General features: G+C 26.5%; 10 protein-coding genes and 1 other RNA gene. 8 read left to right on the forward strand and 3 right to left on the reverse strand.

The window, feature by feature from the left end; genetic code table 4:
• The first annotated feature begins 22 nt into the window (after positions 1–22).
• The 5 genes from rpoB to ssrA all read left to right on the forward strand — a co-directional run bounded on the left by rpoB (position 23) and on the right by ssrA (position 10,977).
• A complete protein-coding gene (gene rpoB / locus ACR34G_RS01805; RefSeq protein WP_436359101.1) occupies positions 23–3,688 on the forward strand; it encodes a DNA-directed RNA polymerase subunit beta in 3,666 nt (1,221 codons plus the stop codon).
• On the forward strand, positions 3,688–7,926 hold the full coding sequence (locus ACR34G_RS01810; RefSeq protein WP_436359102.1) for a DNA-directed RNA polymerase subunit beta': 4,239 nt from the start codon (positions 3,688–3,690) through the stop codon (positions 7,924–7,926). The genes rpoB and ACR34G_RS01810 overlap by 1 nt, the downstream gene beginning before the upstream one ends.
• A 253-nt stretch (positions 7,927–8,179) precedes the next feature.
• The gene (locus ACR34G_RS01815; RefSeq protein ID WP_436359103.1) at positions 8,180–9,427 is read left to right on the forward strand and encodes a hypothetical protein; all 1,248 of its coding nucleotides are present in this window, start codon (positions 8,180–8,182) and stop codon (positions 9,425–9,427) included.
• A gap of 331 nt (positions 9,428–9,758) precedes the next feature.
• Positions 9,759–10,535 (forward strand): hypothetical protein, encoded by a 777-nt coding sequence (locus ACR34G_RS01820; RefSeq protein WP_436359105.1) that lies wholly within the window; start codon positions 9,759–9,761, stop codon positions 10,533–10,535.
• Positions 10,536–10,595: 60 nt separating this feature from the next.
• Positions 10,596–10,977: a transfer-messenger RNA gene (gene ssrA / locus ACR34G_RS01825) on the forward strand.
• A 4-nt stretch (positions 10,978–10,981) separates the two neighbouring features.
• Here the strand turns inward: ssrA and ACR34G_RS01830 are convergent.
• From ACR34G_RS01830 to ACR34G_RS01840, 3 genes are all read right to left on the reverse strand, one after another.
• Positions 10,982–11,221 (reverse strand): hypothetical protein, encoded by a 240-nt coding sequence (locus ACR34G_RS01830; protein WP_436359107.1) that lies wholly within the window; start codon positions 11,219–11,221, stop codon positions 10,982–10,984.
• 175 nt (positions 11,222–11,396) lie between these two features.
• Positions 11,397–12,638: an IS3 family transposase gene (locus ACR34G_RS01835; protein WP_436359109.1), complete on the reverse strand. Its 1,242-nt coding sequence runs from the start codon at positions 12,636–12,638 to the stop codon at positions 11,397–11,399.
• 77 nt (positions 12,639–12,715) lie between these two features.
• Positions 12,716–12,931 (reverse strand): MAG6790 family protein, encoded by a 216-nt coding sequence (locus ACR34G_RS01840; protein ID WP_436359110.1) that lies wholly within the window; start codon positions 12,929–12,931, stop codon positions 12,716–12,718.
• A gap of 209 nt (positions 12,932–13,140) precedes the next feature.
• Here ACR34G_RS01840 and ACR34G_RS01845 point away from each other — a divergent pair, with 209 nt between their 5' ends.
• The 3 genes from ACR34G_RS01845 to ACR34G_RS01855 are packed head-to-tail and all read left to right on the forward strand — an operon-like array spanning position 13,141 to position 14,728.
• Positions 13,141–13,887: a YebC/PmpR family DNA-binding transcriptional regulator gene (locus tag ACR34G_RS01845; protein ID WP_436359111.1), complete on the forward strand. Its 747-nt coding sequence runs from the start codon at positions 13,141–13,143 to the stop codon at positions 13,885–13,887.
• A 3-nt stretch (positions 13,888–13,890) separates the two neighbouring features.
• Positions 13,891–14,319: a transcription antitermination factor NusB gene (locus tag ACR34G_RS01850; RefSeq protein WP_436359113.1), complete on the forward strand. Its 429-nt coding sequence runs from the start codon at positions 13,891–13,893 to the stop codon at positions 14,317–14,319.
• Complete coding sequence (locus ACR34G_RS01855; protein WP_436359115.1) at positions 14,288–14,728, forward strand: hypothetical protein; 441 nt, start codon at positions 14,288–14,290, stop codon at positions 14,726–14,728. The genes ACR34G_RS01850 and ACR34G_RS01855 overlap by 32 nt, the downstream gene beginning before the upstream one ends.
• Positions 14,729–14,730 lie beyond the last annotated feature (2 nt).

Consider the following 14,730-nt stretch of genomic DNA (forward strand, 5'->3'; position numbering starts at 1 on the left):
ATTAATTAAAAAAGGAAGAAAAATGGAAAAAAAATTCAAAATTAGAAAATTTGGACCAATAACTGAAAGAAGAGATTATTCAAAAACTAAACATACGTTAGAAACTCCTGATTTTCTTGAAACACAAAGAAAATCATTTAACTGATTTTTAACAGATGGTTTAGATGAATCATTGAATAAAATTTACCCTATTGTTTCTGCAAATGGAAAAATTGAAATTCAATACATACCTGGTTCAGTAAGAGTTGAAATTCCAAAAGATGAATTTCAAGCAATTAAAGAAGCAAAACAAAAAGGAACATCTTATACAGGGAAAATAGTTGGTTCTTTAAGAAAACATACTGTGGAAACAGGAGAAATTGACGAAAGTACAGATATTATTTATGGAGAAGTTCCTTTAATGACAAGTGGTGGTACTTTTATCATAAATGGTTCTGAAAAAGTTATTGTTGCTCAGTTGATTAGATCTGCTGGGGCATATTTTGGTAAAAACGTTCGTAATAAACAAGCGGATGACTTGTTTAACAAAGTTGAAATTATTCCACAACTTGGATCTTGAATTGAAATTTTCCACAGAGTTACAGGTAACTCAATTGATACAGTAAAAATTAGAATTGATAAACATAAAAACATTCCTTTAACCACTTTTTTAAATGGTTTAGGTTTGAAAAAAGAAACAATGTTACAACTATTTGGTAATTCAAGTGTTTTAAAAGAGTCAATTAAAAAAGAAAAAATCGAATCCAGTAAAGATAATTTAGAGTTAATTTATAGAATTATTAGAAAAGGAGATAGAATCACCGATGAAGCTATTTTCAATTTAATTCCTTTAACTTTATTTAATGACAGAAGATACAATTTATCTAAAACTGGTAGATACATGTTGAATAGAAAGTTAAATTTAGTTGAAAGAATTTTAGAAACTTATTTAGCAGAAGATTTAACAAATGACAAAGGGGAAATTCTTTACAAAAAAGAAACTTTTATTACTCCAAAACTTGCTTTAGAAATTCAATCTCAATTTGATAAAGGTATCTTAAAAACAGTAGACATTCCAGATATTACTTCTCAAGTTTATGGAAAACAACTTGATATAAATCCTTCTTTAGAAAAAAGAACAAAAGTAATTATGGTAAAAGTATGACCAAACAAAAGATCTTTAGAAAATGGCAAAGATCCTATTTTAGTTATTGCAAACGATCCTACTTCTACAGAAATGCATTTATTAATTTCTGATATTATTGCAACCATTTCATATTACTTTAATTTAATTGATAATTTAGGAAAAGAAGATGATCCTGACTCACTTGTTAATAAAAGAATAGTTGGAGTTGGTGAATTATTACAAAACCAATTCATTGTGGGACTTACTAAACTAGAAAAACACGCAAAAGAAAAACTATCTACAAAAGAAATGGATAAAATTACACCTAAAAGTATTCATAATAATAAACCAATTTATAACCAATTTAAAACATTTTTTAACTCTTCAAAATTATCACAATTTATGGATCAAATTAATCCACTTGCTGAAATTGCAAACAAAAGAAGAGTTACATCTCTTGGACCTGGAGGTTTAAATAGAGATACAGCTCAATTTGAAGTTCGTGACGTTCATGCAACTCATTACGGAAGAATTTGTCCTATTGAAACACCTGAAGGACAAAACATTGGACTTATTTTAAACCTTGCTTCTTATTCGAAAGTTGATGATTACGGATTTATCCAAACTCCTTATTATGGAGTTGAAAACGGAATCATTAACTATGATAAAGTTTACTGATTAACAGCAGTGCAAGAATATGGTTTTAAATTTGCTCAATCTTCTGTTGATGTTGATGAAAATAACAAAATTTTAGGGGATAAAATTACTGTTAGAAAAGATCACGAATATTTAATTGTTAAACCTGAAGAAGTTGATTATATTGATGTAGCTTCAAAACAAATGACTTCTATTGCTGCAAGTACCATTCCATTTTTAGAAAACGATGATGCTAACCGTGCATTGATGGGCGCAAACATGCAAAGACAAGCAGTACCATTAATTGAATCTGAAACTCCACTAGTTGGAACTGGTGCTGAATATGATGTTGCAAGATATGCTGCAACCAATTTAAAAGCAAAGAAAGCTGGAGAAGTTGTTTTTGTCGATTCACAACAAATTAAAATAAAAAGTAGTGACAAAATAAACGAAATAATCGATTATAATTTAAGAATTTTTGAAAGATCCAATCAAGGAACTGTTATTAATCAAAAACCAATAGTAAAAGTAGGGGATAAAGTTGAAGCAGGACAATTAATTTGTGATGGTCCTTCAACTAAAAATGGAGAATTAGCTCTTGGTAAAAATGTGCTAGTTGCCTTCTCTACATGACATGGATTCAACTTCGAGGATGCTGTTATTATAAGTGAAAAATTAGTTAAAGATGATGTCTTTACTTCTATTCACATTGAAGAGCAAACTATTCAATTTAGAGCATCAAAAGCAGGAGATGATATTCTAACAACAGATATTCCAAATGCTTCTTTACGTTCAAAAAGACATTTAGATGAAAACGGGATTGTTCGTGTTGGTTCTGAAGTAAGTACAGGAGATATTCTTGTTGGTAGAACCAGTCCGAAAGGAGAAGATAATCCAACTCCTGAAGAAAAATTAATGAATGCAATTTTTGGTAATAAATCTTCAAATCAAAAAGATACATCATTAAAAGTAAAACACGGAGATGCTGGTACAGTTATTGATGTGCAAATTCTTTCAAGAGCACAAGGGGATTCACTGGAAGACGGAATTGATAAAATTGTTAAAGTATTTATTGCTCAAAAAAGAAAAATAAAAGTTGGGGACAAAATGGCTGGTCGTCACGGAAACAAAGGGGTTATTTCTCTTGTATTACCAGTAGAGGATATGCCATACTTAGAAGATGGAACTCCAATCGATATTCTATTAAATCCACAAGGGGTTCCTTCACGTATGAACATTGGTCAAGTACTTGAATTACACCTTGGAATGGCTGCTAGAAAACTTAATGTTAAATTTGTTTCTCCTGTATTTGACGGAGTAAAAAATAACGACATAACAAATGTTTTAAAAGAAGCTAACTTACCTACTTCTGGTAAATTTAAACTATACGATGGAATTACAGGAATACCATTTGACAACGAAGTATCAGTTGGTGTTATGTATATGTTAAAACTACAACACATGGTCGATGACAAAATGAATGCTCGTAGTGTTGGACCATATTCACTAATTACTCAACAACCATTAGGAGGTAAATCTCAAAATGGTGGACAAAGATTTGGAGAAATGGAAACCTGAGCATTAGAAGCATTTGGTGCATCTACTGTTTTACAAGAATTATTAACATATAAATCTGATAACATTCAAGGAAGAAATATTCTTTATAATGTTTTAGCAACAGGAGGAAAAATTCCTAAACCTGGAATGCCTGAATCATTTAACGTTTTAGCTTATGAATTAAGAGGTCTTGGAATCAAATTAGAAGTGCACAAAAAAGAAAACTACCTAAAAGACGAAGAATTTGAACAAGATTTTAGTAGTTATGAAGAAAATAACATTAGTATTGAAGACGAATTTTCACCAGAAATTATTAATGATTATAATTTAATTAGTGAAAAAATTGATACTCATGAAAATAATTTTGAAGAAGAAGAAGGAGATTATTAATGATTAAGAAGGAACCAAATAAAATTACAAGAAAATACGCAACAATTGATGAAAATTCTATTGATAAAATTTCACTTTCTCTTGCTACTTCTGAAGATGTTTTAGAATGATCACATGGTGAAGTTACTAAACCAGAAACCATTAATTATAAAACATATAAACCAGAAAGAGAAGGGTTATTCGATGAGTTAATTTTTGGACCTATTATTGATTATAAATGTTCAATTTGTGGAAGAAAATATAAAAAATCCAACGAAGGAACTCTTTGTTCTGCAACAGATCAATGTAAGGCATTAAAATCTGAAATTTTACCAAAAATTTCTAGAAGATCAAGAATGGGACACATTGAGTTACAATCACCAGTTGTGCACTTTTGATTTTTCAGAATTGATCACTCAATTATTTCTAAATTACTTGGAATAAAAACAGAAGACTCAAATAAAGCAGTTTCTAAATCATCATTAGAATCCTTAATTTACTATAAAGCTCACATTATTTTGGAATCTGGAGACATCAAAGCATTACCAAAAAATCAAATTATCGAACTAAATGAAGCTGGAGTTATTTATAGAGATGCATTAATTGAAATTCGTTCCCGTTATAAAGAAGGAACTGAAGCTTATGAAGAATTATCAGAAGCTTTAAAAGATTTAACTGAACTTGCATCTTCCAAAATTGGTAAAGAATACGGAATTGATTTTTATGAATTAAATGAAATTATTGAAGAGTATTCAGATGCTAAAATTTCTACCGGTTCAGCGGCTATTGAATACTTATTAAAAAATATTAATCTTGAAGAAGAAAGAGATAAAGTTAAAAAACAAGTTGATGAAATTCAGCAATTAAGTCCTGAAAAACAAACATCAACAAAAATTCAAGAAAGAGATAAATTGTATAAAAGATTACAAGTTATTAACTCTTTTATTAACTCTCAACAAAAACCAACTTCTATGTTAATTAAACATTTACCAGTTATTCCTGCTGATTTAAGACCATTAATTCAATTAGATGGTGGAAGACACTCAACTAGTGATATTAACGAACTTTATCGTCGTATTATTATTAGAAATAACCGTTTAAAAGGATGAATGGAAAAAGATGCTCCAATCTTGATAATTCAAAATGAATTAAGAATGATTCAAGAAGCTGTAGATGCATTAATTGATAATCAAAGAAGAAGTCCTTCTCCAGTTTCGGCTAAAGATGGAAGACCATTAAAATCTATTTCTGACGCTTTAACAGGTAAAAAAGGGAGATTTAGACAAAATTTACTTGGAAAAAGGGTTGATTATTCAGGGCGTAGTGTTATCGTTGTTGGTCCAAATCTAAAAATGAACCAAGTTGGTATTCCACGGGAAATGGTTGCAAAACTATTTGAACCATGAATTATCAAAAGATTAACTGAGCGTGAATTAGCTTCTTCAATTAAAAGTGCTAGAAAAATGATTGAAGAATTAAATCCAATCATTTGACCACACGTTGATGAAGTTATTAAAGGAAAATTAGTTCTTTTAAACCGTGCTCCTTCATTACACCGTTTATCAATTAGAGCTTTTGAACCGATTTTAGTTAGAGGGCGTGCTATTAAATTGCATCCGCTTGTAACAGCAGGGTTCAATGCTGACTTTGATGGTGATCAAATGGCTGTTCACGTTCCTATTTCTCCTGAAGCAATTAGAGAATCTAGAGAATTAATGTTTGCAAATAAAAACATTCTTGGACCTAAAGATGGTGAACCTATTGTTAACCCTTCACAAGATATGATTCTTGGTTTATACTATTTAACTAAAGAAGAACAAGAAGAAAGCGGTAGAAAAGGAGAAGGAAGATATTTTGCAGATTACGATGAAATGATGAGAGCTCACGAAGTTGGTGTTGTTTCATTACACGCAAGAGTTGCTTTACCTTTTGAAAAAGTTAAAAAAACTTTAGAAACTTCAGTTCAAGGATACGTAGTTTCTACAGTTGGTAAATTTATTTTTAACAATGCTTTTCCAGATAATTTCCCATTTGTTTTTGACACAAATGTAGATAATTTATATGCAGATCAACAAAAACAATTAGAAAAATATGTTATTAAAAAACATGGAAACATTCCTGAATTTATTAAAGCATTACCATTAAATGAACCACTAAACAAAAAACATATTGCTAAAATAATAAGACAAACTTATGACAATTTTGATATCGTGGTTTCAATGGAAGATGTAGCTTCTGTTGTTAAAAAAATAAATTATGAAAATTATAAAGATGTTTTTCAATATTATTCAGAATTAATTGATTACAAAAATGAAATAATTTCTAGCAAACATGCTTCCAATTTAACTAAATTTACAATTGAAGAATTTGAAAACATATATAAAAGAGTTAAATACAGAAACAATAACATTGATAGAGAGTTAGAAAAAGAAGAAAAAGCAGAATTATTGGAAAAAATTTGATTTAAATATACAAATTTAGTTGCTGAAATTCTAGATAAAATTAAAGATTTAGGTTTCACATATTCAATGCTTTCAGGTACTTCAATTTCCATTGGAGATATTAAATTAGCTCCAAGAAAAGATGAATTTATTAAACAAGGTGAAGAACACACTGCTAAACTTAATAAATACTTTAGAATGGGAATGTTAACCGATGATGAAAGATATATTTTAACCATTGAAAAATGAACCAAAATTAAAGATGAAATTCAAAAAGACTTAAATACAGTAACTTTACAAGAACCAAATAACCCTATTTTTATGATGATGAAATCAGGAGCAAGGGGAAATATTTCTAACTTCGTTCAATTAGCTGGAATGCGTGGATTGATGGCTAATAACGTTAAAACATTAAAAGCCGATGCTGAAAATGAGCGTGTGGTACGTTCTACTGTTGAAGTTCCAGTTAAAAGTTCTTTCCTTGAAGGATTAACTTCTTATGAATTTTATTCTTCAACTCACGGTGCTAGAAAAGGGGGAACCGATACTGCTCTTAACACAGCTAAATCAGGTTACTTAACTCGTCGTTTAGTTGATGTTGCACAAAATATTGTAGTAACTCAAAAAGATTGTGGTTCAGACTTTGGGTTTTTAGTAAAAGAAATCATCGATACTAAAACCAATTCTACAATTGTTTCTTTATACGAAAGAATTGAAGGAAGATATACTAATTCACCTGTAATTCACCCAGAAACAGGCGAAATCATAATCGAAGATAATAAATTTATTACTCCTGAAATTGCACAAAAAATTATTGATGCTAACATAAAAGAAGTAGATATCCGTTCTATTTTAAGTTGTCACACTAGAAATGGTGTATGTAAAAAATGTTACGGAAAAGATCTTGCAACCAATAGAATTGTTGCAATCGGAGAAGCTGTAGGGATTATTGCTGCTCAATCAATCGGTGAACCTGGTACACAGTTAACAATGCGTACATTCCATACAGGAGGGGTTGCTGGGGTTGAAGATATTACAGGAGGTTTTGCTAGATTGATTGAATTAATCGATGCTTTTGAACGTCCATGAGGAAAACCAGCACAAATTTCTCCAGTTAAAGGTTATGTAAAATCTATTGATCAATTAATGGATAAAGAAAGAAATCAAACAGATGATAAGTTAGTAAAAGTTGCTTATATAAATAAAGATGGTGAAGAATTAGAAAAAGTATTCCATGTCCCTGTAAATAGAAAATTAAGAGTACAAGTTGGTGATTCTATTACTCCAGGACAAAAAATTACAGAAGGTCCTATTATTTTAAAAGAGTTACTAAACTACACTGATGCTCGTAAAGTACAAAATTATTTATTAAAAGAAGTACAAAGACTATATAGAATGCAAGGAATTTCCATTAGTGATAAATATATAGAAATTATTATTCGTCAAATGCTTTCTAAAATTTTAATTACTGATGCAGGAGATTCAAACTTATTTGTTGGATCTTTAGTTGATATTTTTGAATATCAAGAAGTTAATGGAGAATTACTATCTCAAGGAAAAAAACCTGCATTTGGTCAAATTGTAATTAAAGGAGCAAAACAAACTCCACTATTATCTGATTCATTCTTAGCTGCCGCTTCATATCAAGAAACTTCAAAAATTTTAGTTCACGCTTCAATTTCTTCACAAATTGATAAATTAGAAGGATTAAAAGAAAATATTATTGTAGGACATAAAATTCCAGCAGGAACAAACTCTAAATATGAAGCAAAATCTAAATATGATATTCAAGACCCAATTAATTACTTTAAAGACTAAAATTACAATAAAATAACATTTTGTTTAATTACAAAATGTTTTTTATTTAATTCAGTTCAAATGAAATGGGCGTATAATACTACTTTTTGCAAAAAAGTCAAATAATTTATCTAGAAATAGCAAAAAATTGTAAAAAACAAGAATTTTATTATAAGAAATAGGGTTTTGTTATCAATTTCTTCCAACAGACCTATAATAATTCAAATAGATTTTTAGATCTATTTTAAAAAACTTTAAATATAAAGGAGAAATTATGAAAAAAAGATTTAAATCAGTTTTATTATTAGGTTTACCAACACTAACAACTGTTTTTGCAGTTGTTTCATGTTCTAATCCTGCTAAAACTACTAACGAAACTAATCAATCATTAGATTATACAACCTATGGAATTGCTAAAGCAAACCAAGTAAAAGAAAGAGTATTAGAATTTCCTGCTGCAAGAGGAGAAAATAGAATGGATGAAAACGGAGTTTTCTCATTCCACTTACATAACACACCAGTACAAGGAGTTTCAGGTGAGTGAACAGCTTTTGCAACAGAAGTAAAATCATTAACTGATAACACTCTTGTAAAAGACACAAAAGGAAAACCAGTAGTTAAAAAAGCTATGGCGATGGCAAAAGAAGTAGATGCTTCCAAAGATTTTCCATTAGTATTTTCATGAACTGGTGACAATAAACTTACAGAAGGAAAATTCTATACATTCATTTTTTGAAAAAATGACGGCACAGAAAAAATAACTTTCAAAAATGATTTTATTAAAGACAATAAAGACATTTTCCCTGCAACTTCCATTAAAACAATTACTAATTTATCAATTGACTTTACTGTACCAGAATATGGAGTAACTAAACTTACAACAGGAACTGTAAAAGAAAGACAATTAGAATTTCCAGCAGTTAGAAGTGAAAACGTATTAGATGCAAATGGTATATTTACTTTTAAATTACATAACACACCAGTACAAGGTGTTAAAGGAGAATGATTAGCATTTGCAACAGAAGTAACTTCATTACATGACAATACTTTAGTAAAAGATGCTAATGGAAAACCAATAGTTAAAAAAGCTATGGCTATGGCAAAAGCTAATGCAGACGTAGTTAATGAAAATGCTTTAGAATTTTCATGAACTGGAGACAATAAACTAACAGAAGGAAAATTCTATACATTTATTTTCTTTGCGAAAGATGGGACTGAAAGAATAGTATTTAAACCAGAATTTGTAGTTGAAAGCAAAGATACATTTGAAGCAATAAAAGGAACCTCTACAAGAAAATCAAATTCAACAGAAACAATGCATTCAATGGATAAATCAAATATGATGATGAAAGATTCTAGCGATAAATCAACATCAAAACAAAATCCTAATACTTCAAATGATATGATGCATTCTGATTCTAATAGTATGGAAAAAAATAAAACAACATCAGATAATTCAATGATGAGTGGTGACCAACACCAAGATTCAACAAATGCACCACAACCAATGAAAAATTCATAATATTTATTATCTAAATTTTATGAATTAATTCATTTTTTTGTTTTAAAATAAGAGTTTTTATGCACTTTTTTACTTTTTTTCTTGAAAAATGTAAAAATAGTATTATAATTAATATGTAATAACCAAAAAGTTATTACAATATAGTAAATGCACATTATTAAAAAAACAAATCTAGAATACCCTTTTTAGGGTATTTTTTTAGCCCTATACATATAAAAAAGGAGAAAAATGAAAAAAAGTTTAAAATTATTATCTAATTTTAGCAACTTTAGAGCAATATTTATAATCAGTAATAGAAAAAACAAAATTAAAATATATAATTTAGGTTAATATGGAACTATATGTTTTAATCCCTTTAGTTATTATCTTTTTTGTTGTTACTTTTTCAATATTGTTATTTGTATATCCTATTTTAATAAGAAAATATTGTGCTAAAATTAGAAAATTAATACAAGATAATTATTTTTCTCTTAAAACTTTAGTTACAAATAAAGAAAAAATAGAAAAAAATATTTACTTTAAATTTAATCGTTATAATACACGGTCATATATTGGATTACTTCCCCTTTGGTATTTTTTGTTTTTGATTATTTTTTCTGCAATTTTAAAGGTTTTAGAAGTTGAAGATAGTTTTTACTTTTCATTTACTTGAGAAGTTATATGAATATCATTTATAGTTATTTTTTCATTAACTTTGATTTTAGAAATTTTGATATTTATTTTTATTTATAGTTTAATACAATATACAAGAAGAATCGTTATCTTCAATGAAATAATTTTTACTAAAAAGAAAATTTTTAGAAAAGAATTCATTTTTATTGATGAATATGAAAAATTACCACAGAAAAAGCAAAATCCAAATTATTTAATATTTTTTAAAATGGATTTAAAAACAGAAAATTTTTATAGAGATTTCATCAAACATTTATCTAAACCAAAAACTATAAATGATTTTAAAGAAATTTTTAGTCAAATTGAAATTCAGTATAAATCAAGAAATGACAATTTTTATTTACCATTTATTGATGAAATTATTTATGATATACATTTTAAAAAAGATTTTCCAAATGTAAAAAAATTTCTAAAATGAGCTTCAAAACTAAAATAATTAAATATCTTGGATTTTCCCTAAGATATTTTTTATTTATGTGATAGAATAATTATGTATGGGGGTGTACTGGCTTCGACATATATAAGTAATATTAAAACTCAGTAGTGTAGTAGACTATAATTACTTCTAGGCTTTTCTAAATGGAAAAGAAAATAAAAAATCAGAAGTATCATTTAACATGTTAGCTTCTGCAAATTCAAATCTAATTTTTGCTTAATTAAAAATTAGTTAAAAAATAAGATTTTCCTTTGATTTTATTTTTTAAGTTTTTTTAAAGGATATTTAGATAGATTTAACTAAAATCTAAAGAAATTTATAGTTAAATAAATTAGATTCTTTTTGTTAGTTTTAGACTAATTTATTATAAAAACTAAATAAACTGTAAACTTTTAATAAAGCTTATGTGTGGACCCGGGTTCAACTCCCGGCATCTCCACCATTTTTTATTTTTTTATTTCAAGCATTTTTTCATATTTAATGCTTGTATCATAATAAAAAGCATTGTTGTCTTCAGGATTATTACTATCACTAACTCTATAATAAATTGTATTTGTTTTTGAATCATAACTTAAAAAGTGATAGTATTGTTTTTTGTAACCACAAGATAGACTGTTTTCTTCATCGTAATGAGATTTTCAACTGAAAATTTCATTAAAAGTTTTTTTAATTTCTAATTCATTCATAACAAATTCATTATAACACTTAAAAAATAAAAAAAACTAAAAAATGAGTTTTCAAAAGAAAAAAATCCATTTTTTTGAACTTTTTTAATTTAAAGTATAAAAAAATAGGACTAAATCTAAAGTGGGACAATTTATTGGGACACATTTTACCAGTGATATCACTGGTAAAATTTTTTTACTTTGAAATTCAAGAATTTCAAATTTCATTTGGGGTTTTTCAATTTAAAATTGATTGTGGTCTTTCTTCATTATATCAATTTATATAATTATTAATCATTTCTTTTAAATTATTAAAAGTTAAATTTTTAATTTTAATGTGTGATAAACATTCGCTCTTTATATTAGAAAAGAAATATTCAATTTCTCTATTATCTAATGAATTACCAACTCTTGACATTGAAATTATTCCATTATTTTTTTCAATAATTTCTACAAATTTATTAGAAGAATAAACGCTTCCATGATCAGTATGCATAATTCATTTTTCATTAAAACTTAAATCTTTATTATGTTCTATAACCAAATTTAAATCATTATTTCTTGATAAATTTCAAGAAACAATCTTTTTAGTTTTGTGATGAATTGTTGCTGAAAAATATACATGATTAGAATCAAATACATCTTTAGGAGAGATTATATAAGAAACATCTGTTGCAAAAATATTGTTGTTTTTTCCTTGAAAATCTCTATTAATTATGTTTTCAAATTTTACTGAAGTATTTTTATCTTCTCTTCTTTTGGATTTTTTTCTAACTATGCAAAATAAATTTAATTTATTCATAATTCTGCCCATTTTCCTGTAATTTATCTTTATTTTATGTTTTTTTTCGATAAAAACTTCAAGTCTTTTTCTTCCATACAAACAGTTATTTTCAGTAAAACCTTCATAAATCAATTTTTCTTCTTGATTCAATTCTTTTGCTTCAACATTTTTATTCTTGTTTCTGTAAAAAGTTGATTTAGAAATTTTCATAGTGAAGAGAAATTTTCTAAAATTTCTTGCTTCTTTTTCTTCTTTTTTTTGCTCTTCTTCATGTTCTTTTACAACACGATTAAAAATCTCATCAAAAACTTCTTTAGGTAAAACATCTTGATAAATTTTTATGGATTTAATTAAAATTTCTCTTGGGATACTATCCCAAATTTTTTTCTCTTCTTCTGGTGTTAAGATTTTTCTTTTTCTTCCAACGCCTTTATTTTTCTTAGGTGATTTTCCTGTTTGAGATTCTAAATTCATACCTAAATTATAAAGTTTAACTTTTTCTTTAAAAAACATTTTTTTAAAATTAGTTGGTTCTGTTTTTCTAAAATGAAAATATTGGGTTCAAAATAAATCTAAATTTCTCATTTTCTCACAATTAGCTAAATATTTTTTAATTCAATATTTTCATTCTTCTGGTTTTAATTGTTTTGACATTTTTCTCCTTAAATAAAAACATAAATTTGGTGTCCCAAATTTATGTCCCTGTTTAATCCTATTTATATTTATGAATTTTATATAGTTTTTACTAATTTTTCTTTAGATAGATCAATCCCATCTGTTTTATTTCTTTGAATATGATAAATTTCAATAGGAACATTACTATTAGTATGAATTCCTTTTTTTTGCTCTCTTATAAAATGAACAATATCTTTTTCAATATCTTCTAAAGAATGTCCTTGAGCAATTACTTCTTTTGTAGATTTTAAAATGGCTTTATATTGATACATATTTACCTCTTTCTTTAATATCTATACAATAAAATTATAAAACTTTTTACAGCATTTTTTAAAAATAAAATTAAAAATAACTATATAAATATAAAAAATTAGATTTTTTTAATTTTTATATAAAAAACCATAATAAAAATCAAAAAATTTATTATAATTTAATATAAATTATTACATATATATTTAATTCAATAAAATAAGGAGATAAAATGGCTGGACATTCAAAATGAGCTAATATTAAGCATAGAAAAGGTGCTCAAGATGCAATAAGAGGAAAAATTTTTGCTAAATTTTCAAAAGAAATAATGGTTGCTGCAGCTAAAGGTGGTGGAGATATAGACACAAATCCAGCTTTAAGATTAGTAGTTTCTAAAGCAAGAGCAAAATCAATGCCTAAAGCTAATATTGAAAAGGCAATTGCAAAAGCAACAGGTGCTTCAAAAGAAGGCATTGATTTTAAAGAAGTTATTTATTCAGGAACTTTAGCAGGTGGTGTAACATTTTTGGTTATTTGTTTAACAGATAATATGAACCGTATTACAGCAAATATTCAAGCACTATTTAAAAAAGCAGGAGGGCAAGTTGGAAAACAAGGTTCTATCCCTTATGTTTTTGATCAAAAAGGTGTTTTAGAAATTGAAAAAAATCTTGCAAATGAAGAAGAATTGATGTTATTTTCTTTAGAAAATGGAGCAGAAGACTTTAAATCAGAAAATGAATATTATGAAATTTATTGTGAACCATCAAAATTTTTAAGTTTAAAAACAGCATTGGATAAACAATACAATTTTGAATATAAAACTGCAGAAGTAACTTATATCCCAAATCAAGAGGTTCAATTAGATGAAGAAAAAACAAAAAAATTATTAGAACATATTGAAAAATTTGAAGACGATGATGACATCCAAGAAGTATTTCATAATATGGATTTATCTGTTCTTTCTGAAGAAGAGTAAAAAATGAAATCAATATCTAGTAAAAAATCAAGAAAGCAATATAGAATTGAGTTAATTTCTGTAATTTATTCTTATGAGTTACAAGATCTTGTAATTGAAAGTAATCGAATTTTTGAGAGTAAAGATTTAAATAAGCAACAAATACAAACATTAGAATTAATAGAAAAACAGTATTTTTTCCATAAAAAAATTATTAGTTCATTTTTTAAAGAAAATGTATTATGAAATAATGTAAAACCTTTAATTAGAGCAATTTTATTGATGGGTGCTTTTGAATTAATGTATTTGGATAAAAGAATAGTAATTAATGAATTCGTAGAAATAACAAAGGATTTTACTTTAGAAGAAGATACAGATTATAAATTTGTGAATGCTATTTTAGATAAAGTAAGTAAAGAATATGAAAAACAATTTAAAATTGAAAAAAATTAATTCTTTAATTAAAAAAAATAATTATGAAAAAGAATATAAATACATTTTTAGTAATAAAAAAATGTATTTTTTAATTACAAAGTTAGCTTTAATATTTAATTTAAAAATTGATATAAAAGAGATTTATGAACAAGAAATTTCATTGATTAAAAAGTTTAATTCAGAATCTTTTATATGGATATCACAACAAATACTTAATACAGATGAAGTTTTAAGTAAAATAGATAATAAAAAAATTTCTACTTATTTGTCTAATTTCCTTTATTTTCGCGTAAAAATGAATCATAATAATATTTTTGAGTTTGAAAAAGAAAGTAGAAAAAAATTTAATTTTTTTGCAAATGAATTAATGGAGTCGACTTGCAATTTTAACTATTATATAACTAAAATTTTAGAGGTAGCAAAATAAAA

Source organism: Mycoplasma sp. 480, assembly GCF_051353065.1.
Taxonomy (GTDB): Bacteria; Bacillota_I; Bacilli_A; order Mycoplasmatales; family Metamycoplasmataceae; genus Mesomycoplasma_A.